The sequence below is a fragment of the Ktedonobacter racemifer DSM 44963 genome (assembly GCF_000178855.1).
Classification (GTDB): domain Bacteria; phylum Chloroflexota; class Ktedonobacteria; order Ktedonobacterales; family Ktedonobacteraceae; genus Ktedonobacter; species Ktedonobacter racemifer.
The window spans coordinates 517,641-541,850 of record NZ_ADVG01000005.1 but is presented as its reverse complement, the minus strand read 5'-3'; the positions used below and the strand labels follow the sequence as shown (position 1 = coordinate 541,850).

Here is a 24,210-nt window from a genome sequence, read left to right as displayed (position 1 = left end):
GATTGAAACCACCAATTGAATCTGAGAACAAGGCTTTTGCATACTCATCCTTTTAGAATTGGAAAGCCCTGCAACAGCGCTCAACCGGATTGTATTTGCTATGATAGGGTGGATAATACGCCAGACGGACGGCGATCTGATACTGTTGCACAAATTCGAGCAAACGCTGCATAAACTGGGTGCGACGACTGTGATTCTCCGGTCCATTATCCACATTGATGACGAGGGTCTTGATGTGGGAAAAGCGCTCTTTCACGCTCTCCCACCACTGCACCAGACGATCCACCAGACAGTCGCTGGTCACTTTGGAGGCGACCCCGTACAGAAAGAACTCATCGGAAGCGGGCAGGAAAATCCCCACCGGTGTCACTGTGGCTTTTGCCTCAAAATCATGGTCAGCCGCTTTGGTTAGCACGCGACTCTTTCCTCCTCGTGCAAAGGGACCAACTTTGACTGTCGCCTTGGCATCCATCGAAAGACGTAAGGTCGAGTCTTGCGCATCTGCCTCCTCATTGACCTGTTTTAGATGCTCGAAGATGATATCCGTTTCTGGGAGTTTTTTTGGGGTTGCGTCTTGGCCACCTTTCTGAGAGAATATCCCAGCGCGTTGAGCTTGGTCGTGATCGTGACTGCCGTTGGTAATTCAGCATCGGTGTAATGGAACGTCGTGATCAACTGGCGACGGACTTCTGCGGCAGTCAGACGCGTATAGAGTCGGGTACTGCGAAACTGCGGATCGGCCTGGCTTTGCCCATCCACAATGGTGGTGAGATCCTTCAGCAAGTTCGGCAGATGCTCTTCACTGCGTTTCCTGCCTCGAAGCTTGAAGGCATCTACACACACCCGTCCGCTTTTGAGCTCATGCTCGCCTTTCCTGATCGTTGCACGATTCCAGCCCAACTCCTCTTCGGCTCGACGTTGCCCTCCTTCTCCCAATGCTCGTACCGTCCGTGCCATAAAAAGACGACGAGCGCTGCCTTTTAATTCTTTTGCTGTCTTGATCAGTAACTCTTTCACCTCCTCCGTCAGTTCCATCTTCCATCCTCCCGTAGCTTTTTTGCTTCTAGTCTATCATCTCTAGGCAAGGATGTTTCTGGGATGATTTAATTTTTTAGCTTCCCTGAAGGGTGGAAATTTGCACTAAAGGATGGAACTTGACGCGAGGGTGCCTGGAAAAACCGCCCCAGAGGCGGATCGTTACGCACCGTTTTTGTAAATTCACCTCTCGTGCCCGACCCTTCTCACGCTCGTGTCTTCCCACTTTTCAGCCTGTGTGTGACCAGCGCATGAGCCGTCTGCACACCAGAGCTGTCTGATCCGTATCAGCTGACGAGCGGATTCGCCGGATCGAGGTCGCCGTGTCGTGCTCCGAATTTACAGAAAACGCGTGGAACAAGCCGCTCTCGGGGCGGCTTCGTCTCAAGAGAGGCAGTTGATTCCAACCCTTCAATGCAAATTTCCACCCTTCAGTTCAAAAACTGTCAGCCCTTCGGTTAATTTACCAGCAATGTCCTGATTGTGCAGTGCAAACGCTACGCTCCTCGCACCACGGTTGACTCGCCCCAGATCCGCGAATTTATGGGCGCACGCGAAAACTTTGCCGCCCGCGAGCTAATCTTCGTTACCACCTCCACCTTCACCAGCGAGGCCATCCACGCGTGCGAAATGGGCCGCTCACGCGGCTGGCTCACCGTGATCGACGGCTCGCAGCTCCTCACCATCGTTACTGCCTGTTGGGAGCGCCTTCCTGTACACTGGCAAGCGCGTTTAGTGGGGCAGGAGCAATCTTGACAGCGGATGGCATAACCCGCAGCAGGAACCAGAAGACAACGACATGGTTCACTATTAAGAGCGGCACATACACGGTTGGGATAAACCAAGCAACCCCAACGTGGAAGGATGGAAAGCCGACTACCACGCCTTTGTATGTGGCGAACAACAGATCGGCGAACCCCACAATGTTGAGCAGCCAAACAAGCGGGAGGGCCAACCCTGGCCGAAGCCGTAGCACGAGGGCAGTCAGCAAAGCTAAGACGGCCGTGAGGAGATCGCCATAAGCAGCGGGGACGGCAAAGTCAGACGGAAGAGTCCCTCCCATCACCTGTGGGAGCAGAAACACTACCCCCCCTGTCCGAAACACATTTAGCAGGACCAATGGGAGTAATGCCTGCATATACGGTTGCTTCGACAAACGGGGAACAACATACCAGGAAGCAATCAGTGTGAAGGAAAGCAGGCTAACCATCACACTGACCAGAAATGCAAGAAATGCAAGGTTCATATACGCTCTCCTTAATAGGTGTAATTACACGTAATGGGAGAAAAAAGAAGGCGCTAGTGACGTGACTCGACCGCCGTCGAGAGTTCAGCGAGTAATGCCTCAACATGTTCTAAGCCAAGCTGTTGAATCATCTGTTTCTGGGCCTGTTGCCAGAATGGCATGGCCTGCGCAAGAACCTGTTTGCCCTCTTCGGTGAGTGTCACAACCCGCACCCGATGATCTTCGCCCTCCTCAACTCGAACCCATCCCTGCTGGCGTAACGGGCCGAGATTGCGCGTCAAGGTCGTCCGATCCATCCCCATCAGTTCCGCTAGGCGGTTGATAGAGATGGGAGCAGCCTGAGCAAGGCCCGCGAGCAGCGTAAACTGCGTGATGTGCAGACCGCTCGGAGCAAGGATCTCGTCATAGGTTTGGGTAATTGCGCGATCAGCATGACGAAGGGCCGCGCACACGCATTGACGTACATCAAAAAAGTCCGGCCTAGCCATTTCTTTCCCTCTTTGTAAAAGTGTATATACACATATTAAGCCAGCAGTGCTTCCTTTGTCAAGAGGAGGAGCGCGTATTTGGCCCTTGAGTACGAATGGAACGGAAGACAACGCTAAGCGCTTAGCGTTGTCTTCCGGTTCCATTCGTACTCAAGGGCCTTAAGGGGCTGGTAGGGGTTTGTGAATAGTAGGAACCAAAAGTTGGAATAGGAACGTAGCCCAGAAAGGGCTACGTTCACTCAAGTGTGAGCTTTTGTATTTTTCCCTGGGGATTCGATCAGCAACTGCTGAAGTGCCGTCTGCCTAACAATGGTCTGGTTGTTCCTGACAGCCAGTGCCAACGCTTTTCTGCTCCCCACAAATACCACTAAGGGAAGCTAAAAAATTAAATCACCCCAGAAACATCCTTGCCTAGAGATGATAGACTAGAAGCAAAAAAGCTACGGGAGGATGAAAGATGGAACTGACGGAGGAGGTGAAAGAGTTACTGATCAAGACAGCAAATGAATTAAAAGGCAGCGCTCGTCGTCTTTTTATGGCACGGACGGTACGAGCATTGGGAGAAGGAGGGCAACGTCGAGCCAAAGAGGAGTTGGGCTGGAATCGTGCAACGATCAGGAAAGGCGAGCATGAACTGAAAAGCGGACGGGTGTGTGTAGATGCCTTCAAGCTTCGAGGCAGGAAACGCAGTGAAGAGCATCTGCCGAACTTGCTGAAGGATCTCATCACCATTGTGGATGGGCAAAGCCAGGCCGATCCGCAGTTTCGCAGTACTCGACTCTATACGCGTCTGACTGCCGCAGAAGTCCGTCGCCAGTTGATCACGACGTTCCATTACACCGATGCTGAATTACCAACGGCAGTCACGATCACGACCAAGCTCAACGCGCTGGGATATTCTCTCAGAAAGGTGGCCAAGACGCAACCCCAAAAAAACTCCCAGAAACGGATATCATCTTCGAGCATCTAAAACAGGTCAATGAGGAGGCAGATGCGCAAGACTCGACCTTACGTCTTTCGATGGATGCCAAGGCGACAGTCAAAGTTGGTCCCTTTGCACGAGGAGGAAAGAGTCGCGTGCTAACCAAAGCGGCTGACCATGATTTTGAGGCAAAAGCCACAGTGACACCAGTGGGGATTTTCCTGCCCGCTTCCGATGAGTTCTTTCTGTACGGAGTCGCCTCCAAAGTGACCAGCGACTGTCTGGTGGATCGTCTGGTGCAGTGGTGGGAGAGCGTGAAAGAGCGCTTTTCCCACATCAAGACCCTCGTCATCAATGTGGATAATGGACCGGAGAATCACAGTCGTCGCACCCAGTTTATGCAGCGTTTGCTCGAATTTGTGCAACAGTATCAGATCGCCGTCCGTCTGGCGTATTATCCACCCTATCATAGCAAATACAATCCGGTTGAGCGCTGTTGGGGCATTTTAGAACAGCATTGGAATGGGTCCTTGCTCGATTCAGTGGATGCCGTCATCCAATTTGCCAAAACGATGACCTGGAAAGGGAACCATCCGATGGTCGAATTGGTGACGACCACCTATCAGACCGGGGTGAAGCTGACGAAGGAAGCCATGCAAGGGGTGGAAACCCACCTCCAGCGATGGCCTTCCCTGGAGAAATGGTTCGTAGATATCATGTATTCTCTGCCTGTTGGCAGGGATAATTAATTATTTGAGAGTCCCTAACAGGAATCCGGGAATTGAGAGGCGCAGAGCTGATGTGTTTAAAATAGCGGTAACCTTTCTGATCCGTCGCTCCTGGGTACCTGGCACAATTTGCCCAAAACTCCTACAATCATTTCAAGAGGAACTTTTACTGCAAACACATGATTTGCGCTCTACCCACAGAGAGTTGCAAAGGAGCTTTTATGATGGATCATGGGAACCAATCATTCAATGACTCGCCACTTCAGTCAAACCTGACCAAGCCAGGGGCATCGCGCTTCTCGCGCCGGACTGCCCTGATAGGAGCCGGGTGCCTCATTGGAGGGGGTCTCTGCGTTGGAGGAGGAACAGCCGCGTTTTTTCTTGCCCAGACAATCAGCAATTCGTCGAGCATCAGGCCGTCGAAATCATCGGGAAGATCTCTCTTTACCTACTGTAGCCGTTCTAACATAGGTGGGCTGACGTGGTCACTTGATAGTCAGCGCATCGTCTCATCCGGCGTGAATGCGCAGGTGTGGGCAGCCTTCAGCGGCACCCCTGTTTGCACGTATACAGACGCTTCCAGAGGTTCCGGTCGCTCTGCCTTGCCATCCTTCGATCCATGGCAACTCTGTTTCGGTGACGCTGTGTGGTCACCTGATGGCCAATTCATTGCTGCTCCCGTGAACAGTATTGTCGGGCAAAAACCACCGGATTCTCATGGGAACATTTTTGATATCTGGGCGTATACTGTCCAGATGTGGAACGCCACCAACGGGACCCCTGTTTTCACCTACACTGGCCATTCAGATAGTGTGAGTGCTGTCGCATGGTCGCCCGATGGGAAACATATCGTATCGGCAAGTTGGGATAACACCGTGCAGGTCTGGGAGGCGGCCAACGGTACGCTGGCTTACACCCATGTCGGTGTTGGCACCAGCGCGCAGCTAGGGTGGTCGCCCGATGGGAAACGTCTCTTCTGCAATTCTGACCATAGAACGGAGTCCTGGGATGCCTCCGATGGCAGTGATGTCATCGTCTATCCTGATGTTCTCGTTGATGACACGGTAGCGTGGTCACCTGATCATCAGTGCCTCGCCGTTTATTCTCAGGATAACACGGAACTGGAGGTCTGGCGTGTTTCCACAGGCAAGCTTCTTGGTCACTATCCGGTTCATGGAAATTGGTTTGATTCTTCTGGAGTCAATGATGTAGCGTGGTCGCCCGATGGGAAGCGCATTGCCACCTCAAGTGATGATAAGACCGTCCAGGTCTGCGATGCTCTGACTGGGAGAAATGTTTTTGCCTATACTGGCCACTCCGACAAAGTGACGGGGATAGCATGGTCGCCCGATGGCCGCTTCATTGCTTCGGCAAGCGATGATAAGACCGTCCAGGTCTGGAGTCCAGACTAAGCAATGCACGGCATTGTAGTGGCTTCACTCGTTTGGTCAAGGAACCTATCTGTGAGGGACGATAGCCCAGAAACGTCACCGATGTGTTGCGGCATGGAGAGCAGAGAATTTAGCCTGGAGGGCGCAAGATGCCAAAAGCCACAGAGGGGTATGTGAATAAACGACTGGATCACCTGGGGATTGTGGCGGGAGTGTGCCAAGAAATCGGTCTGGCCGCCTGGTTAGATGAACAAGATCCCAACCATCGACAACAGGTGAGCGTGGGAACGGCAACAATGGCGATGATCCTCAATGGATTGGGGTTCAGCAATCGTCAGTTGTATTTAGTCCCGCAATACTTTGCCAACAAGCCTGTCGAACACCTGCTGGGGAAGGGGATCACGGCAGAGATGCTTAATGACGATTGCCTCGGACGCACGCTGGATTGGCTCTACGCCCATGATCCCACCAAACTGTTTGCTGGGATTGCTTGGCGAGCCCGCCAGATCTTTGGGATCTCTGCCAAGCAGGTCCATGTGGATACCACATCCTTCTCCGTCAGTGGGGAGTATGCCTCAGCCAAGGAAGAAACGGCAGTAGGGGCTGATCCAGCAGTGATCGCCATCACCTATGGCTATTCACGCGACCATCGCGAGGATCTCAAACAGTGGATGCTGGCTCTGGCCACTACCCACGAGGGGGATATTCCGCTTTTTCTGCAACCCCTTGCTGGCAACAGCAGCGATAAGGTCAGCTTATTGGCAACGATCCAGACTATCCAGGAACAGTTGCGGGTGAGTGATGAGACGCCAGCCGTTTATGTAGCCGACAATGGTGTGTACAGCGAAGCGAATATGCGCACCTTGAATCAGGCGAAGGTCAAGTGGGTCAGCCGGGTGTCGGAGACCTCAACAGGTGCCAAAGAGGCGCTGGCGTACACATATGAGACCTGGCACAGTTCAGAAGACGGCAGCACGCATTGGGTGAGCCGCAGCATGGATCTGCCGCAGGGCAAGGAACGCTGGGTCATTGTGTACACCTCAGCTTCAAAGCAGCGGAGCCAGGCCACGCTCCAGCGCCAGGTCACGCGTGCGCACAGCGAGTGGGAGAAAAAGTGCTGGCACCTGGGCACGCGTCGCTTTGCCTGCGAAACGGATGCCCAGGCAGCGCTGGTTCGGGAGACGAAAGGCCAACCGATCTGGCTGGATCTCTCGTATGAGCTGGTGGCTCATGTGCGTCATGCCAAGCGGGGACGACCCAGCAAGGAGGGAAGTCCGCTCACAACGGAGTGGCAAGTTGTGGCGACGGTGAGCGTGAACCAAGAACGAGTTGAACAAGAAGCCTTTCGGAAAGCCTGCTGGATTGTAGGGGCCAATATCTTGGAGGAGACGGAGCTTTCTGATCAGGAGCTGACTACCATCTACAAAGAGCAAGGGGGCGTCGAGCGCGGGTTTCGCTTTCTCAAAGATCCCTTGTTCTTGGCTTCCTCCGTGTTCGTGAAAAAACCGGAACGGATCATGGCGCTCAGCCTGATTATGGTGCTGTGCTTGTTGGTCTATCGCTTGGCAGAGTTTCGTCTGCGCACGCGCTTAGCCGAAACAGCCCAGACCATTCCCGATCAACTCAACAAGCCCACCGCGCGCCCGACGATGCGTTGGGTCTTCCAATGTTTTGAGGGGATTGAATTGCTCCATATCCAGACCCCCTCTTCCTCCCATACCCTGGTTTTGCGTCTTCAAACGGTTCATCGCCTCATTTTATTCCTCTTCGGGCCGCTCTACGAACAAATCTATCTTTCCTCCAGTTGAAACTGCGAAATGTGGGTTAATGCACCTTGTGGCGGCAGAAGCAGTGTAAATACTAATTGTGACAGAGAAGAACCAGCCGCAATTCAGTGTCTTGCGGCTGGTTCTTCTCTGTCACAGAGGTACTGAGATAGTTTGGTGACCTGATACACGTTTATCACCCCATCGGAAAGCGTTTCGACTCAAGAAGGCAGTCAAGCGAGTTGCTTGTCTCCATTGCAAGGTTTGCCATCAGAGACAAGATTACCTGCACCAATGGTCACGTCGTTTGGTGAATACCTGTGAAACGATCGTGTTTGAAGATATTGCGCCTGCCAATCTCTCCAAGCGTGCAAAGCCGAAGCAAGATGAGGAGATCCCCGCCTTTAGGCGCTGTCACTTATACACAAATATGAACGTTTGTAGAAGATCCTCAGAATGATGCGAGGGAAAGGTGTTGAAAAAACGCCCCTTGATGCACAATGATGTGCTTTCAGCTTGGCGAGACAAGCGACGTTTTCACCGAACGTGTGTCACCTCTCGTGTGGGGAAAAACGAGGCACCTGCAGCGCATCGCTTCCGTGTTCTTTCTCAAGATCGCATATTTGTGTATAAGTGACAGCCTTTAGGCGTGGGGAGTCGTCACAGCACTGATCAGATTGATGTTGTTTGTATGGCTGAGACAGGCCCGAAAGGTTGGCACAAGAGGAAGGATGCGGATCTGCTCCCAGGTCCGGAGAGCAGATCCGCATCCTTCCTCTTGTGCCTAGGAAAATGAACGCTCGCTCTCTTTTTGTCTTCTCTTATTTCTCCGCCAGGCGATGCAAGATCTTGCAATATGCACCCGCCCCGCGCTGGAAGCTACTCAGGCGGAAGAACTCGTTGGGGGCGTGAATCTGCTCGTCCATCAGTCCCCAGGCGAAGCCGACCGTGTAGGCTCCCAGGTGGCTGAGGAAGAGTTCGCAGACGGGAATGCTGCCGCCCGCGCGGATGGAGTAGGGCTCTTTGCCATAGATTTCCCGTAGCACGTCGGCTGCTGCCTGGTTGCCCCAGTGATCGGCGGGGATCAGATAGGGCCGGGCGGTGCCGGGCAGGGCGTGGACGGTGACCTGAACGCCGGGAGGCGCGTGCTTTTCGACGTGTCGGGTGAGTAGCTCGACAATGGCGGCAGGCTCCTGGTTGGCGACCAGGCGGCAGGTGATTTTGGCATGCGCTTCGGCGGGCAGTACGGTTTTGACGCCTTCGCCCTGGAAGCCTCCCCAGATGCCGTTAATCTCCAGCGTGGGCCTGGCCGCAAGATGCTCCTGGGAGGTGTAACCAGGCTCGGCAAGGAGAGCAGTCACGCCGATTTGCTCCTGATAGTCCTGTGCGTCGAAGGGAATGGCGGCGATGGCCGCGCGATCCTCGGCGGAGAGCGGGAGGACGCTGTCATAGAAGCCTTCTACCAGAATGGCGCCTTCGGAGCTGCGCAGGGAGGCGAGCAGCGCAGTCAGGGCGTGAATGGGATTGGGCACGGCCCCGCCATAGATGCCGGAGTGCAGATCGCTTTTCGCACCGCGCACATCGATCTGGATACCGGCCAGTCCTTTACAGGCCAGCAACAGCGAGGGCTGATCTTCACCATACTGGACGCCATCGGAACTGAGCACCAGATCGCATGCCAGCAGGTCGCGATGGCTGGCTACAAAGGCGGGCAACTGCGGACTGCCAATCTCCTCCTGTCCCTCCAGGAAGAATTTGACGTTGAGCGGCAGTGCCCCTTCGGTCTTGAGCAGCGCCTCGACGCCCAGGATGGGGGTAAACATATTTCCTTTATCATCCGATGCGCCGCGAGCATAGACGCGATCGTCGATAATCGTTGGCTCAAAAGGCGGGTGGGCCCAGAGTTCCAGTGGGTCTACTGGCTGGGTATCGAAATGTCCGTAGATGAGCATCGTTGGCTTGCCAGGGGCATGGAGCCATTCTCCGTAGACAACCGGGTGTCCCCCTGTAGGTAAGATCTGCACCTGTTCCAGACCGGCTGTTGCCAGACGTTCGGCTACCCATTGAGCGGCTCGCTGCACTTCACCGGCGTGGGAAGGCAGCGACGAAATACTGGGAATGCTGAGAAATTGCAGCAGCTCGTCCTGGTGGCGGAACTGCTGCTCTGCAAGGTACGTTTCCCATGACATCGTGGTGGATTCTCCATTTCTAAGGGGCAGGCGAGATCCCTGTCGTGAGATATCTCCCACAAGGCACTATCAGCCTGGTTGATCTCGCTCCGCATAGTACGTTTGGAATCCGGTACGCCTCTTTGCGCTGAGCTTCAGTATATCCCCCCGTGCTCCCTTGCAGCAAGCATTGCCGTCGATAATCGTGGCTTTCGACTTCTTGGAACAATAAAGCGTTCGTGTCATGCCACTTTCAGGATGGATGCTCACCTGATCTGGGGCACGTGCCAGTACCTGCTGGACGGCCTCCAGATCAAGGAGACGGTAGTCACGACTTCTGGCAATCACGCCAAGACCAGCAGTGAGCACATCGATGAGCGGAGCAGCGTCGCCATAGAGTCCATCCAGACGAAGCAGCACCGAAGCGGTGGAAAGCCCCAGTTTGGTCGCATAGGCGGTGATCACCGGGATGGCTCGCACCAGTTCGCCTCGGTAATCTCCATTGCCTGGCCCACCAAATGTGCCCAGAAATTGATGGGTGTGCGCCTGGAGGATGACCGTGCGTGTGCGCACCACTTCTCCCCGTTTGCGCCCCTGATAGCCTGGTGCACAGACCTGATCAAAACGACGATGGGGAGTAGGTAATGACTCCGCCTGCGGGAGCGCACGTTGGCGAGCGGCTTGTCGGGTTCCGTCCACATCAACGATCAGCCACTGATGCCTCATCCGGTCAACCAATCCTCCTGGCGAGGAAAATGGTTGGCGGGTCCACACATCCTGCTGAAAGAGCGCACGCAGAGCTTCCACTGGGGCCTGATCGAGAGCGGCGAGAAAGCGGGAAAGTGTCGAGCGATGGGGCAAGAGGTGACGCCCAAAGAGTGCCCTAAACGGAGCGGCAAATGGCGAGAGACGCTCATAAAATGTTTTCAACGTGAGTTCGCCGGACATCGCATAGCCGAGAAGCACCACGACAAAATCGATCAGATCATACGTCCCAAAGCGTGCGCGAGCGAAACGCACCTGATCCTGGATCGCTTTCAAGATTCCCGTATGGGTGAGCACCTGAGCAAAGGCCGCCACTTCTCCCATCCAGACAGGGGTTGAGGGAAGCGATGTGGAAGTAATCTGGATAGTCGCTTCAGAATGCGTCATGCGCTGTGTTTGTTCTCCTTGTCTGGATGCGTTCTGTTTCTTTTCTCAGTCTTTGGAGACCCATTTCCCGAGTCTTTTGCCCTTCTCCCACATCTCCTGCTCGGTTGTAGAGCCAAACAGGAGATGTGGGAGAGCATCGACGTTCGTTTGATCGAAGCCACGTGGGTCCAGCACTGGACCCACGCGCCCACCCTCCACTCACTCAGCCCTGGATAAAGGCCAGCAGATCGTTGTTGACGCGTTCTTTGTGCGACAGAAACAGGCCGTGCGCCGCTCCCTCATACACGTTGAGTTGACTGTGTGGAATTGCCTGCGCGGTCCTGCGTCCACACCTCTCCAGGGGAGTGGACTGATCGTTGTCTCCATGAAGAATCAACGTCGGGATCGTAAAGGCGCGCAAGTCAGGCCGGAAATCGGTCTCATCTATGATGCGGCGACAGGCAAGAATGGCTTTGGGCGAACACTCATCGGTTAAGCGCAATGCCCATTGCATCACTTCCGGCGACACGTTCTCCGGTGCTGGCCATGACCTTCCAAGGCCGAAGAACTTGATCATACCGCTGGCGAAATACCGCTGGCGATCCGCCAACAGTATGGCAGTATTGGCCTCAAAGTGGTGTTTGGGAACTCCTGCCAGGTTATCGGGCGTTTGCAGAAGGAAAGGCGTGGTTGTGCCCATCAGGACGGCGCGGGCGATGCGGCTCGTGCCATGGCGCGAGAGATAGCGGGCAATTTCGGCACAGCCCATCGAGTGGCCGACCAGAGTCACTTCGCGCAGGTCGAGTTGCGTAAGAAGTTTGGCCAGATCATCAGCCAAGGTGTCGAAATCATAGCCGCGCCCAGGATCATCCGAGCGGCCATGGCCGCGCCGATCATAGGCGATACAGCGCAAGCCGCTTTCGCTGAGCGGCAGCATCTGATACTCCCACATCGGGCTACTTGCTGCCCAACTGCTCAAGAACACGACGGGCACACCCGTCCCCCAGTCTCGATAATACAGGCTGGTGTGATTGTTGGTTTCAATAAAAGGCATGAGCAAGAATCTCCTCTGGTCAGAATAGACGTCAAAAACGATTTGTGAAGGATGCATATCAAGGGAATCGTCGTCCATAGGGAAGAGTGTCCTTGTGAGGTGCAGAGATGGTCAACACTCTTCTGCTCCCTGGCGCATCATCGACGTTTTTGATTGTAGCGTGAAAAGGTGATACAATTGCTCCTCATTGAAGAGATTTTGATGAAGGAGCAAAAATGTGGTTTATCGCCCGACGGCCCGTGTGTTGGCGGTCTTAGAACTCCTGCAAGCACGTGGGCGCATCACCGGTGCAGAACTGGCGCGACGACTGGAAGTGGACATTCGGACGGTGCGGCATTACATTGAGGTCCTTGTTGACCTGGGAATCCCCGTCGAGGCCGTGCGTGGCCGCTATGCCCACGACATGCGCAATGAGTTCGCCGAAACGTTTTTGCTTGTCCTCGGAGGGGCCAGATAGCTCAACAAGAGTGTGAAGCAAGTCAGTGTGAAGAGAAATAGAGGAACGCAGGAAAAGACGAGAAAAAGGGGCTCTTGGACATATTCGGTGTGCCTACCTGACTTTGGCGAGCTACTGATCAGGATCGGGGATGTAGGGAATCAACCCTTGACGGAATGCGGCCTCCTGGATCTCCCTGGGTGCCTGGCGCACATCGATGATGAGCCCATTTACCTCAAGCATCCAGATCAAAGGGTTCTTGTCAATCATCGAGGGGATCGACCAATCCGGGTCCATGGGATACATGCCCAGCAGATCACGAATCTGTTTGGATTTCGCCTGCATCGTGCTCGAACTGAGATCGAAATACTCCCAGATCTGGCTTGCTGCAATGTGGGGAGTCTGGGAGGCATCAAAGAGAAAGTTGACCATGCCCAACGCATGAATGATCCCACAGGCCCACGTGGGGGCCTTGCCTCGTGCCAATGGTGAAGGACGCTTCCGGCACAGGGTCGCTGTCAACTCACGGCAGAGTTGGGCGTACTCCTCATGTAAGGACTGCTGACTGAACGTATCAGTGAGGTGGGTAATTTCCTGGAAGCGTGCTTGCATCTCTTTCGGGACCTGCAACGATGAGCTCCTCTTCGGCATACCTGTCTCCTTTTTCTCTCACTACGAGCGCATGAGTGTTTCTCTTGAGCTCATGCCTCCCTTCATCAAGCGCTTCTTCCTTCTGCAAAGGTCACGAAAGTGGACCTGGAACCACCTGCACCAGGCTCGTGAGCGGATGCCGAATTTTGGAAAGCCCGTCTGCTCTGCTCTTTGGGCAAGGTATCACCTGCTGCTGGATGGAGCAGAACACGGCGTTGCAGCAGCGCAAATCCAGCTTGTCCATAGGAACTACGCTTGATCCATTTTACTTTATTGACAAAACCTTCTACCACTCCGTTGCTCCAGGTCAGACTGCATCCATTGGCAACCGCCTCCGCATCATCGTCAAGTCCATTGACAAACGTGATCAGTTCCGCAATCCCACTCGCTTGGACGGCAGCTTTCCATTGCTCCAGATGTATCCGTCCCTCGTGTTTTCGTAGGAGACAGCCAAAGTCCTGCGCAAGCTTGAATACGACTGCAATGGTCTCGTCGCTCTGGACGAGCTGATCCAGATAGGCTGCTTGCTCTCTCGTACGGTTTTGTGTTGACCTCACCATCATGAGCGCAACACCTCTGGACGAAGGAGGCTTATCCCAGATGACCGTCTGCTTGGAGACAGGGCGGGCGACGTTCTGGCGAAAAGGACGAAGCCGCATCTGAAGCGTGCGCTGCGTCCCAGTATATCCTTGAGTGACAATTTCCTCGTACAGCTTGGCCACGTTGTGGCACCCCTGGTTCCATCGCAAAGTGAGGTAGGAAAGGTAGGGATCAACGATGGAAGAAGAACGAGATCGTCGTCGCGGAGGCGGAGGTGTCTCCTGTTCGAGGACACGGTAGACTTTGCTCGAACTGACGCCGACGAGCTGGGCAATCTGCCCTTTGTGGTAGCCTTGCCGATACAGTTTCCAGATCCGCTTATGAAGTTTGACTCGTTGGCGATGACGCGCCTGCCGCTCTTGTGCGACTTTTTCAGGGACTGCCGTCCTCGCAGCTGGACGCGTTTTGCCTGTGCTCCCTTGTGTTGCCTTTTTGAGCGCACGATCCTGGGTGCGAAAGAACTTCTCCAGCGCTTCAGCAAAGTTCTTCTGTAAGTGAAAACGATCGACGACCTGGTTGGCCTGTGGAGCGCCGTTCGTAGCAGCTTCGCGAAAGATTTTGCCACGATCTCGTGAGACCAGGTCAATTTCAGGGTGTGTACGCAACCAGGCTGCACTTGTTTCTTCCGAACGCTCTGCTAACAACTGCACAATCCGTCGCTTTTCCAGGTCAACGAGAATGGTTCCATAGCATTGGCCTTTCTTCCACGCCCACTCGTCTATTCCCACCTTTACTACCTTGCCTTCGCTGGGTAAGAGAAGCTGCAAGACGCGACGAATGATGGTTTTGGCTGTGGTGGGCATGCCAAGGGACGAGGCGATCCGCGCTGCATCGGCTCCATTGGTGGTCACTCCTAGTGCCTGAAGAGCCTTGACGAGCCGATCCGTCATTCGTGCATAGCGCTGGACCAACTCTGGAAAGCGCTCAGCAAAGATGTGTTGGGGACAGGATGTCTCGCGGCAGATCCACTTGCGCACCCGTAACTTGAGCACAAGGCATCGCCCGCCAAAGGCAACATCGGCAATGGTGCGCACATAGCGGCTATGGACCCGAGAGCCCGGCGTCCCACATCGTGGGCAAAGAGCACTTGACGAGGTGGCGTGAAGTTGGATAATGATGGTCTGATTCTGGATCTCGATGGTCTCAAGACGCACCGTTGAAGGAAATGCAAAAACAGGGGAGAGATCGATGGGAATGCCTCCAGATAACTCAAATGATTGGAACTGATGCTATTCTACCACAAAGCCAAGTCAGAAGGCACACCGAATATGTCCAAGAGCCGAAAAAGGCGTGTGGATACGAAGGACGATCAAGAAAAGCAGGCAGGAAAGACCGTTCGGACAAGCATGCTTGTCCAAGTCAGGGGATGAGTTACTCTTCAGGTTCTCCTCCTGGTTTCCGGGAGCCTGGACCTCATGTGTTCCCTGTCTGAAGTGCCTGCTCCCTAATCCCTTCAATTGCGCACGGGCCTCTCTGGCCTGCTAGATCGCGTCGGGCCTGGGATCGGAAAGCCTGGCGCGCAAGGGCGGGAGGGCGCGCATATCTCCCAGCTTCTCCAGAGCTTCGGCCGCGAGCCTACGGACATCAGCGTCTGTATCGCTGAGCGCGGCGAGAAGCGGCTCGACGGCGCGTACATCTCCCAGCTTGCCCAAGGCGATGGCCGCCTGCGCACGGACCCGGCGGTTGGGATCGCTGAGCGCGGCGAGCAGCGGCTCGACAGCGCGCGCATCTCTTAGCCACCCCAGCGCAGCGGCTACGTTCGCACGGACAAACTCATCCACATCTTCCAGCAGGGCGAGCAGCGGCTCGACGGCGCACGCATCTCGCAGACTCCCCAGGGCTCTGGCCGCGAGCCTACGGACATCAGCGTCTGTATCGCTGAGCAGGGCGAGCAGCGGCTCGACGGCGCGCGCATCTCGCAGACTCCCCAGGGCGAAGGCTGCCTGCGCACGGACCTGCACGTCCATATCACTCAGCGCGGTGAGCAGCGGCTCGACAGCGCGCGCATCTCTTAGCCACCCCAGTGCGCTGGCCGCCTGCGCACGGACCCGGCGGTTGGGATCGCTGAGCGCGGCGATCAGGGGAGGAACGGCGCGCGCCTCCCGCAGGTTTTTCAGTCCCTCGACGGCTGTCTGGCGAACCAGGGCGCCCGGATCCTGCAGAGCGATGAGCAGATGGGGGAGTGGCTGCTGCCGATCGAGGCGTAGCAGCGCTCGCAGCGCGTCCAGGCGCAGACGGACGCTCTGCTGTTGGTCGGTGAGCAGGGTTTGCAGAGCGGGCAGCGCGCGGCGATCGCCAAGCTTTTCCAGGGCCTTGATGGCGGCTTTGCTCACCGACTGATCGGGATCGGAGAGGAGGGCTTGCAAAGAGGCAAACGCCTGCGCACGCTCCTTGCGCCGACGCAGGATGTCCTTGATGCTCTGGCGGCGCACCTGGGGATTGGGATCGGACAGTTGTGCTAGTAAGGTCGCGAACGGGATCGGGGATGGGCTCATGGCATGGGTTCTCCTTCCTGATTTCCAACGAGTTCTCTCCTCGTATTCTCTCCGACGGCCTGTTTTCTGGCAAGCGGTGAAGTCGGGTCACCCATGGCTCGTCCACAACGACCAAGAGTTGGCACCAGGCGGCAACCCAAAGCGATCCACTTGACCCTCCACTAGCTCCACTGACCCTTTCAAGGGGATGGTTCACAGCAAATCGCGAGGAGGCATTAGGCGGTGGCCAGGCCGAGAAAGGTCGCCAGGCGGTCTGGAATCCCGAAAAGAGTGAGTGTGATCCGCTCCGCCGCTTCGCTTCGGGCGTTGCGAGCCAGCCGCTCGTCCCAGGACAAGCGGGAATGCGCCCGCTGGACCCGAGAGATCGTCGGAGAAGAAGAAGCAACGGTTCTAGGGAGAGCCAGTTCCACCTGAAGGTCCAGATGCTGGCGATGCAGACGGATACACGCCCGTCGCTGGTGCCGTCTGCTCCAGTCTCGCCAGAGCAGAGGAGCCGATCCCACCTCCAGGGGATGGAGCAGGACGCTCACCTGGCGCGGTTTGGTCGTTGTGCTCCCACTCCATTGACATTGCTCCCGCAACAGACACGAACGGCAGTCGCGAATGCTCGCCCCATAGACGACCCGCAGACTGCCATCGCGTCTCGACGGTGCTCATGCGGGACCAGGACGTTGCCTGCTGGGCATCGCAGGGTCCCATCGGGTTGGAGAGGAAAGTCGGCTCCTGTGAAGCGGCCAGCTTTCCAGGACGTCGCGGTGGCGGGTGGTGCATACCCCGAGGCAGGCGCAGAGGCAGGAGGTGAGGACGGAGGCGTGGGGGCGAGTTCAGGCTGTGGTGGGATGGCAGGTGCAAACTCTGTGGTGCGTAGCGGTTCAGGTGCCAGGATATGCCCCAATTCCAGGCGCACGTTCCAGGTCCACTGTGAAATGCATTGCCAGGCTTCCTGTCCCCAGGCCGAGTGGCTGCACCAGCGGTCCGGCTCTTGTTCCTGGTCTTCGTCTTCCAGAGCCGTTTCAAACGCACCGCGATGCAGATAAAGAGACACCACATCGGAGGCGGTGAAAGCGCTCTGAGGGAGATTGGTCAAGAAGAGTTCATACACGACTCCGTTGCGGATGCGTCCGACCTGCCGTTTCTTTTTCTTCTTGGCTGGGACCGGGTGGGTGGCCACAATGATACGCACGAGCGGTCCGTCCTCGTTCAGGCGTTGGGCTGGGCAGTCGTAGAGCGCGCGGCAGATCCCGCTTTCGGAACTTCGGAGGTGCTGATCAGCAGGCAAGTGCAAGCGCGTCTGGACATCGGCGCGATCGAGGAGGCTGTAGTCTTTCCCGCGGGTCACATACGAAAAATCGCCCAGGTCGGAGACGACCGCCCCGGTCCCATACTGGCCATCGAGGCGCAGCAGCGTGCGTTCAGCAAGAAAGCCGTGGGCTTTGATGTAGGTCTGGATGCTGGACGTTGCCCTGCGCAGTTCCTCCCGATACTTTCCATTGCCCGGGTTGCCAAAGCTCGCCACCCACTGATGCGTATGCATCTGCAAGACGGTCGTGCGTGTGCGAACAATTTCTCCCCGTTTGCGTCCGGTGTAGCCAGGAGCACAGAGAGGACGCAAGCGCCGTTGGGGAGCAGGCCGATCCGGCGTCTCAGGCAACGCCCGTTGACGTGCCGCTTCTCGCGTTCCATCAACATCGAAGACGAGCCAGCGGTTCCCCTGCCGATCCCACATTCCAGCGTCCTGCTCTTCAGTGGAAAGGCGGCGTGCCAGCAGATCTTCCAAAAAGAGCGTCCGCAGAGCTTCCACCGATTCGGCGGGCAACGCGGCTAAAAAGCGGCTGAGCGTCGAGGCCGCAGGCAAGCTGGCGCGCCCGAACAAGGCCATGAAGGCTGAAGCAAATGGATGCACAGCCTCGTAGAACGCTTCCAGGGTCCGTTCGCCACTGATCGCATAGCCGAAGAGTACGGCGAGAAAGTCAAGCACGTCGTAGCGTCCGAACCGCCGTCGCGCAAAACGCACGCGCTCGCAGATCTTGTTCAGGATTCCTTGCTTCTGAAGGTGGGATGCCACCAGAGCGACTTCACCCAACCAGGATGGGGTCGCAGGTTGCGACTCCGCTGAGGTCTGGATACGTACCGATCCATCGGCGATACTGATCATGTCTGCCTCCTTGATGGGAAGAATGTGGTTTTTCCCTTTCAATGAGGCACATTTCTCAGCTTATTCGCTACAAGGTGCTAGCTCATTGCGCATGTCGTGGGCCCAGGGAGCGGAAAAGTGCTGCCGGGCGCAAAACACAGGCAAAAAGCGGAGTCGTTCGCCAACCCCGTCAACTCTCTATCGACGTGAGAACCATTGCCTGCCTGGACAGGATGCAGGTCAACAATAGTGAGTTGTTCGAGCGTCTTTTGCAGCACTACCCACCTTTTGTCGAGGCTTGGACGAAAGCTGGGCACACGCTTTCGGAACTGAGTGAGGTAGGAACCAAAATTTCATCATGATGGAATGGAGTGCAGAAAGGAGAGAGCGAAGAAGCATGGAATTCCTGTCTCTTCGCTCTCTCCTTTCTGCCATCTCGTTGCACATCCCGTAGGAACTCTTCGGGCCAATTTGCCTGGTTGGAGGAGCCAACAGGGATACCACTTCACGCCCATCTGGCGCAATTACTGATACAGGGAAAGAAGGAGCAATACGCCGCCTATGAGCAAGCAAACATCCATTCAGCACCGTGAACAACTAGTGAAAAACATAGAGTCCTCGCTTGGACATCATCTCATGCCAGTCGTTCGTGATGCCTTTCTGGCATTCCTCGCGAGAATTTTGTTGACCAATACTATCGACAACGTGGCAATAAACTTGTCTGGGATACGATTCTCGATCCTACACTCGAAGATGTGTATCAAGACCATCCTCTGGTGACAAGACTTGATGCCCGCAAGATGCCAAGCAGTTCTAGCTCGCAGCCCTCGATCATGGCAGCGCAACTGGAGGCGCTCACGCTCGCCCCTGGGCAACGTGTTCTGGAAGTTGGCGCTGGGACAGGCTACAATGTCTCCCTTATGGCTCATATGGTCGAGCAGATAGGGATGGTGGTCAGCATGGATATCGCTGAGGACCTGGTCCAGCGTGCGACAGATCGGCTCACACAGACTGGGATTACCAATGTGCATGTGCTCACTGCGGATGGATATAAGGGATACGCCGAGTATGCACCCTATGATCGGTTGTTAGCAACCTGCGGGGTCTCTGCCATTCCGCCGTTTTGGCTTCAGCAACTTCGGGAAGGTGGCATCTTGATCGCCAATGTACTCCTTCCCCTCGCGAGTATCTTTGTGCGTGTTGAGAAGGTTGGGGCGGTCGGTATAGGATCCCTGCTTCCCATCCAGGCCAGCTATATGCGGCTGACTGGACCCAATAGCATTGACCCCTTTCCCAGGTTTCACTGGAAATAGTTGTCGACCTTGCCAAAGCAGGTCATTCAGCTTGATGAGGATCTAGAAGCTCTTCTGGAGAGGTCGAGCGGATTTGCCGTTCTCTTGCACAGTTTCTGCCCCACGCTCCCTCTTCCTCGGGTCGATACGAGACCTGATACCGCACGCAGTTTGGGTTTCGACAATGACGCACTTGAAGCGTCAAACGATACATTCCAGCCAGCGTGGTCACCGTGCGGGCTGTATGATACGCTGCATACAAGCGCTTCCCACACGCAGAGCAGAACTGCTGAATGGTTTCCAGACGTTTTTCTCTCGTCGCAGGCGGACGACAGTGCTTTCTTGCCATGTACTCCTCCCCCGTCGAGCGGGGAGGCGCTCCTGTCTTTCTCATAAAAGATCGGAGAATCAGGAGAGGAGACCTCTCCAACCTCGAAAATTCGGTGATTTTCTGCCCCCCAGCACCTTTTCCCGGGCTCCTTGCCTTGAGGCAGATACCCTCAAAGATGATTAAAGTCTCTGAGAGAGCATAGGATACTGTATTCATGCTTTCTCAGAGAGGAAATGAGAATGCTGGTTAGTTACCTATGCGGCAATCTCGACAGCAAATCCTCCTGGTGCTTGAACAGAGAATGTCCAGGCATGTCTTCGTTGTGGTGGATTCACGTCAAATCCGTCATCTTTCAATCGCTGATAGATCTCGTTCACTCGCGACTCGCTCTCCTGAGCAAAGCCGATATGAAACGTACCGGGATAGGTGACATTCGCGGCTTTCATCAAGGTGAGAACCAGGCCGTCATCGTCAAAAAGCGCGCAAAAACTCTTCTTATCGCTTGGCTGTTTGCGCAACCCGAAATACTTTTCGAGAAAATCTGCTGCTGCCGGGACATCGGGAACGCTCAGATTGAGATGATTCAATTTCATGGATAGATACTCTCCTTTAAACTAGAAAACGTTTTGCTGCTAAACAGTAATTTTATTTTAAAAGGGTGGTGTATAAGTGGAGAGTTTGAGGGGGGAGGAGCTCTCACGGGTAGGTATGTGTTGAGAGAGCCTGGGGAGAGGTGGGAGAAGCAAGAAAAAGAGGAATAAAGCAGACGGATCGCTAGAGCCTGCCGATAGAAAAAGAAGAAACCGTTTCGAACTTTGACTTACAAGGGGAAAGCGATGTCTTCTCTTTCTACGATACCACAGTGGCAAGGGGAGGTGCAGAAACACTTGCCGAGCTTGAGCCTGCCCCAGGCGCGGGTGGTGGGGTTGTGGAGCTACGCGATGGTGTTCACCAAGAGCAGTGGGATCACGCAGGTCAGCAATTGGTTAGCCAATGTGTTGCAGTGTCCGCGTGGGCGGCTGCGTCAGCGCTTGCGGGAAGCGGAGTACGAAGCGTCGGCCAAACGGGGAGCCAGGCGACGGGAGGTGAAAGTGGAAGAGTGCTTTGCCGATTTGCTGCGGTGGGTCATCCAGAATTGGCAAGGGAAGCACGAATTGGCGCTGGCGCTGGATGCAACGACACTGGGAGAACGGTTCACGGTGCTCTCGATCAGTGTGGTGTATCGTGGGTGTGCGATCCCGGTGGCCTGGCACTTTCTGCGGGCGAAGGAGGCAGGAAGCTGGCAAGAGCCTCTCGAAGCGCTGTTGCAATCCTTGCAAGGAGCGATCCCTGTGGACTGGAAAGTGCTCGTGATGGCAGATCGCGGATTGTACGCGCCCTGGCTGTACCGGGCCATCCAGCGCCTAGGGTGGCATCCGATGCTGCGGGTCAAAGAGGGAATGAGCCTGCGGGCGGTGGGCGAGGAGACGTTTCGCCCGATTGGGGAGCGCGTCGTCCGCCACGGGCGCAGATGGAGTGGGCGAGGGGTGTGGAGTGAACAGGGGACGCCGAGAGAGGGAACGGTGCTGGTGCGATGGGAGAGGGGATATGATGAGGAGTTGGCGGTGGTGACGGATCTCTCGGGAGAGGAGGCGGAGGGGGCGTGGTAGTGCGCCTTTGTGCCACAAATGTCTCTCTTACCCGTCGGGGTAAGCTCACTAGAGCAAGGTGAGTAACACAGCGACTTATTCGCCCACGTAAGTGGACGGAGATACCTTCAACCGAAAGGACTGAAGGGAAAGTAGCATGTCGTGTAAAATGCTGGTGAAGCTCCAGTCCCAGGAGCCAGAGGGAAGTCAAGCGAAGCTGTATAAGGTGAAGTCTTGATTGGCTGAATCCAAGTCATGGCGGAAAAACGCCAGCCCACAGGAGAAGGGACTATCGCCTGTGTTCAACGTGCAGGGGAACGGTACTACTTCCCCTGCAAGCTCTCGTTGGAGCCAGCCTGCAAGGAGCAGGAAGTGACGAAATGGGCACCTACGTACAGACTGAGACATTTGGAGGAACTGAGGGATCGCCTAAACGCTGTAAAGCGCAAGGTGACGGAGCGACCATACGAGTCGGATTTTATCTGACAAAGGGTCGCAGGAGGCCAGACTCAAAAGTGGCGGTTGACATGGATGTGTCAAAAGACCGCTGTGGGAGTCGTGTTGAAAAGACACTGGCCTCTGGAGAGCGTAGTGCATCGAAAGGTGCATGCTGCGTTCGGAGGGGAGGGGTTGGTGCTCCTGAATCATCAGGACCCGGCCTCTTACCCTACCCAGATGCGATTTTGGATCGAAGACGAATTCAAGGATGAGAAACGCGGGGGATGGCGGTGGGAACAGACGAAAATGACCGATCCGGGGCGGGCCAGTCGGCGATGGTTGGCGATGGCGGTGGCGATGCATTGGGTCGTGCTGGTCGGAGGGGAGCAAGAGGTCAGGCAACAAGCAGAGAAGCGTCGGCCAAAGGCGGGAAGCAAGGGGAAAGTGGGTCGTCCGCGCAAGCAGTTCCATCGTCCCCGCGGGCGAGAACTGAGTTGTTTTGTGCGGGGGCAACAGGCTATCAGTGCAGCAGTCATGCGCGGGGAGAATCTGCCTATGGGCACGGGAGTAGGAGAGTCCTGGCCGAGGCAGGTGTATGCGGTGGGCAAGCCCCCCTCCAGTTGGGTGAAAAAGCGCAAGCACAAAGAAGAGCGTCAACGGCAACGCAAAAGCAAACAAAGCGAGCAGAAACGGCAGGAGAAAGTGCAGGCGCAGGCGCACGAGGCCGAATGCCGCGCTCAGCACAAAAACGCCAGAGCGCAACGCACACGAGAACAGGAGGAACAGCGCACACGGCATCGAGAGGAGAAAGCCCAGCGCGTGCGAGAACACGAAGCACACCGAGCGCAACGCACACGGGAAAAAGTGTCGCGCACGCAAGAACAGGAGCACGAGCACGAGAGGAAACGTGAGGCGCGGCGGCAGCGTCACGAGGAACAGGAGCAGATCCGCGCCCAACGCCAGCTGTGGCATGAGGAGTGTGCGCGCACACGGTACCAACGTCAGGTTCGCACCCAGGAGCGTGTCGCCCGCCAGGCCCAGAGCTTTCTTGATCCGGCGCATCCCGAACCGTCTCGGCAAGCAAATCCTCCCTGATCTACCTGATGAGGTGGCTCACCAAGGGTCTTCAATGAAATACCTACCCGTGAAAAGGGGAGGAGCCTCTTATCCTGCTGGGAATATCTCGATCATGCGTCCAATTTGCTCAATAATTTCCTGGGCGCGTTGCTCCAGCTCTAGCAGGCTCGCAAGCCAATGATCAGCAGTAGCGACAATAAATTTATCGGCATTTTCTTCAGGCGGAATACTCAGCGATTCACGCAGGCTCTTCGTGTTACCGCTATCGAACTGTTGCAACATACGCAGAATCGCCATGAGGCTGAAGCCACACTTGACAAGCATGCGAATAACCCGCAACCGTCCAAACTCGGCACCTCCATAGAGACGGTAGTGGTTGGTCGGGTCACGCGGGACGGTGAGCAGACCGTTGCGCTCCCAATTGCGCAGCATATCAACGGATACATTAAGATGGAGGGCCGCTTGGCGAATATGCATAGGATGTGGTGAGGCGTCCATCGTGCGTCCCGCTGCCCAACGCTCAAGAAACTCAAGCGCGGATTCGGCATAGGTGCGTTCGACACGCACCTGAGCAAGATACTGATAAGCAAACTCCATCGCCATGCCCAGATCGCCATTCGCTGCATTTTTCACCAGCATAACGAGCTGGTGCTTATCGCCTACATATGGCCAGCGAAGCGCCAGCCATGCGAGCCGTGCCTGTTCGAGATGCAGCACACTATACTGGCGATAGCCATTCGTTCCGCGCGGAATTGGGGCCAGGAACCCGGAGGCTTCATAAAGCCGAATTGTGTTCACGTGGACTCCTAGCTCTTTTGCCAGGTCGCTCGTGCGAAAAAACGTTGTTCCCATACATCCAATCCTACGACCTTCTACGAGGAAATCTTTTTAACTGGCTGCTAGCCGAGGAAACCTTCTAGAGACTAACCAATGTTGCACTGCATTTCAATAGAGGCTGGTAGACCGCCCTCAATTTGAGAGCGTGTTCGATTCCCGGGGCCTCCGCCCTCTCGCGTCAGAAATTCGCGCGGCTTCCGCGAGCAAGCGGTCGTGATGGGAATCAGGCACACTCTCAATGGGAAGCTGGTGACTTTTGTGGGAAACTCTTCCTGAAAAGATTGCCGCCGTAGAAAAAAAAGACACGAAAAAACTGGCTCACCCACCTGCATTGGCAGGTGGGTGAGCCAGTGAATGGGAAT

At 55.7% G+C, this 24,210-nt stretch carries 21 protein-coding genes and 4 pseudogenes; 10 read left to right on the top strand and 15 right to left on the bottom strand.

The annotated features are described in order from the left end of the window. Positions 1-52: 52 nt before the first annotated feature. Positions 53-957 (bottom strand): annotated as a pseudogene (locus tag KRAC_RS70030) (ISAzo13 family transposase). A gap of 561 nt (positions 958-1,518) precedes the next feature. On the opposite strand from KRAC_RS70030, the gene KRAC_RS80635 reads away from it, so the two are divergent. Then, positions 1,519-1,791, top strand: coding sequence for a restriction endonuclease (locus KRAC_RS80635; protein WP_075164667.1), 273 nt, complete (start codon positions 1,519-1,521; stop codon positions 1,789-1,791). Here the strand turns inward: KRAC_RS80635 and KRAC_RS56480 are convergent. Both KRAC_RS56480 and KRAC_RS56475 read right to left on the bottom strand, forming a co-directional pair. Then, the gene (locus KRAC_RS56480) at positions 1,724-2,281 is read right to left on the bottom strand and encodes a hypothetical protein (protein ID WP_007922524.1); all 558 of its coding nucleotides are present in this window, start codon (positions 2,279-2,281) and stop codon (positions 1,724-1,726) included. The genes KRAC_RS80635 and KRAC_RS56480 overlap by 68 nt on opposite strands. 53 nt (positions 2,282-2,334) lie before the next feature. After that, the gene (locus KRAC_RS56475) at positions 2,335-2,769 is read right to left on the bottom strand and encodes a MarR family winged helix-turn-helix transcriptional regulator (protein WP_007922523.1); all 435 of its coding nucleotides are present in this window, start codon (positions 2,767-2,769) and stop codon (positions 2,335-2,337) included. A 457-nt stretch (positions 2,770-3,226) separates the two neighbouring features. Here KRAC_RS56475 and KRAC_RS80630 point away from each other — a divergent pair. The 4 genes and pseudogenes from KRAC_RS80630 to KRAC_RS79120 all read left to right on the top strand — a co-directional run. Next, positions 3,227-4,440 (top strand): annotated as a pseudogene (locus tag KRAC_RS80630) (ISAzo13 family transposase). Between the two features lie 200 nt (positions 4,441-4,640). Beyond that, a complete protein-coding gene (locus KRAC_RS56460; RefSeq protein ID WP_007922521.1) occupies positions 4,641-5,831 on the top strand; it encodes a WD40 repeat domain-containing protein in 1,191 nt (396 codons plus the stop codon). Positions 5,832-5,959: 128 nt separating this feature from the next. Beyond that, entirely contained in the window at positions 5,960-7,618 is a 1,659-nt protein-coding gene (locus tag KRAC_RS56455) for an IS1634 family transposase (protein ID WP_007922520.1), read from the top strand. 190 nt (positions 7,619-7,808) lie between these two features. Then, positions 7,809-8,036: pseudogene (locus KRAC_RS79120) on the top strand (hypothetical protein); the annotation flags it as partial. Between the two features lie 361 nt (positions 8,037-8,397). Here KRAC_RS79120 and KRAC_RS56450 read toward each other — a convergent pair. From KRAC_RS56450 to KRAC_RS56440, 4 genes are all read right to left on the bottom strand, one after another. After that, positions 8,398-9,765: a dipeptidase gene (locus KRAC_RS56450; RefSeq protein ID WP_007922519.1), complete on the bottom strand. Its 1,368-nt coding sequence runs from the start codon at positions 9,763-9,765 to the stop codon at positions 8,398-8,400. Positions 9,766-9,834: 69 nt separating this feature from the next. After that, on the bottom strand, positions 9,835-10,896 hold the full coding sequence (locus KRAC_RS56445) for a hypothetical protein (RefSeq protein ID WP_007922518.1): 1,062 nt from the start codon (positions 10,894-10,896) through the stop codon (positions 9,835-9,837). Positions 10,897-10,941: 45 nt separating this feature from the next. Next, positions 10,942-11,079 carry a hypothetical protein gene (locus tag KRAC_RS73330; protein ID WP_007922517.1) on the bottom strand — a complete coding sequence of 46 codons (138 nt, stop codon included), beginning with the start codon at positions 11,077-11,079 and terminating at the stop codon, positions 10,942-10,944. A gap of 19 nt (positions 11,080-11,098) precedes the next feature. Then, complete coding sequence (locus tag KRAC_RS56440; RefSeq protein ID WP_007922516.1) at positions 11,099-11,929, bottom strand: alpha/beta fold hydrolase; 831 nt, start codon at positions 11,927-11,929, stop codon at positions 11,099-11,101. Between the two features lie 217 nt (positions 11,930-12,146). On the opposite strand from KRAC_RS56440, the pseudogene KRAC_RS56435 reads away from it, so the two are divergent. Continuing rightward, positions 12,147-12,323: pseudogene (locus KRAC_RS56435) on the top strand (HTH domain-containing protein); the annotation flags it as partial. A gap of 174 nt (positions 12,324-12,497) precedes the next feature. Here the strand turns inward: KRAC_RS56435 and KRAC_RS56430 are convergent. The 5 genes from KRAC_RS56430 to KRAC_RS56410 form a co-directional block, all read right to left on the bottom strand. Beyond that, positions 12,498-13,016 carry a DUF6398 domain-containing protein gene (locus KRAC_RS56430; protein WP_007917628.1) on the bottom strand — a complete coding sequence of 173 codons (519 nt, stop codon included), beginning with the start codon at positions 13,014-13,016 and terminating at the stop codon, positions 12,498-12,500. 65 nt (positions 13,017-13,081) lie between these two features. Next, complete coding sequence (locus KRAC_RS56425; protein ID WP_007922514.1) at positions 13,082-14,770, bottom strand: ISL3 family transposase; 1,689 nt, start codon at positions 14,768-14,770, stop codon at positions 13,082-13,084. Positions 14,771-15,097: 327 nt separating this feature from the next. Continuing rightward, on the bottom strand, positions 15,098-16,111 hold the full coding sequence (locus tag KRAC_RS64590; RefSeq protein WP_007922513.1) for a HEAT repeat domain-containing protein: 1,014 nt from the start codon (positions 16,109-16,111) through the stop codon (positions 15,098-15,100). Between the two features lie 215 nt (positions 16,112-16,326). Continuing rightward, positions 16,327-16,641 carry a hypothetical protein gene (locus KRAC_RS77820; RefSeq protein WP_040448538.1) on the bottom strand — a complete coding sequence of 105 codons (315 nt, stop codon included), beginning with the start codon at positions 16,639-16,641 and terminating at the stop codon, positions 16,327-16,329. Continuing rightward, on the bottom strand, positions 16,638-18,266 hold the full coding sequence (locus tag KRAC_RS56410; RefSeq protein ID WP_007922512.1) for a hypothetical protein: 1,629 nt from the start codon (positions 18,264-18,266) through the stop codon (positions 16,638-16,640). The genes KRAC_RS77820 and KRAC_RS56410 overlap by 4 nt, the downstream gene beginning before the upstream one ends. Positions 18,267-19,021: 755 nt before the next feature. On the opposite strand from KRAC_RS56410, the gene KRAC_RS77815 reads away from it, so the two are divergent. Next, the gene (locus KRAC_RS77815; RefSeq protein ID WP_007922495.1) at positions 19,022-19,558 is read left to right on the top strand and encodes a protein-L-isoaspartate O-methyltransferase family protein; all 537 of its coding nucleotides are present in this window, start codon (positions 19,022-19,024) and stop codon (positions 19,556-19,558) included. A gap of 22 nt (positions 19,559-19,580) precedes the next feature. Here KRAC_RS77815 and KRAC_RS74275 read toward each other — a convergent pair whose 3' ends face one another. Next, positions 19,581-19,886, bottom strand: a complete 306-nt coding sequence (locus tag KRAC_RS74275) for a hypothetical protein (RefSeq protein WP_169461069.1) — start codon at positions 19,884-19,886, stop codon at positions 19,581-19,583. Between the two features lie 236 nt (positions 19,887-20,122). Further along, entirely contained in the window at positions 20,123-20,461 is a 339-nt protein-coding gene (locus KRAC_RS56395; protein WP_007922492.1) for a VOC family protein, read from the bottom strand. Between the two features lie 243 nt (positions 20,462-20,704). Between KRAC_RS56395 and KRAC_RS56390 the strand changes: the two genes are divergently transcribed. From KRAC_RS56390 to KRAC_RS56380, 3 genes are all read left to right on the top strand, one after another. Then, entirely contained in the window at positions 20,705-21,517 is an 813-nt protein-coding gene (locus KRAC_RS56390; RefSeq protein WP_007922489.1) for a hypothetical protein, read from the top strand. 359 nt (positions 21,518-21,876) lie between these two features. After that, on the top strand, positions 21,877-22,206 hold the full coding sequence (locus KRAC_RS79115) for a hypothetical protein (protein WP_075164665.1): 330 nt from the start codon (positions 21,877-21,879) through the stop codon (positions 22,204-22,206). After that, positions 22,130-23,029: a hypothetical protein gene (locus KRAC_RS56380; protein ID WP_007922487.1), complete on the top strand. Its 900-nt coding sequence runs from the start codon at positions 22,130-22,132 to the stop codon at positions 23,027-23,029. The genes KRAC_RS79115 and KRAC_RS56380 overlap by 77 nt, the downstream gene beginning before the upstream one ends. A 69-nt stretch (positions 23,030-23,098) precedes the next feature. Here the strand turns inward: KRAC_RS56380 and KRAC_RS56375 are convergent, their stop codons facing one another. Further along, on the bottom strand, positions 23,099-23,863 hold the full coding sequence (locus KRAC_RS56375; RefSeq protein ID WP_007922485.1) for a MerR family transcriptional regulator: 765 nt from the start codon (positions 23,861-23,863) through the stop codon (positions 23,099-23,101). Positions 23,864-24,210: the final 347 nt, after the last annotated feature.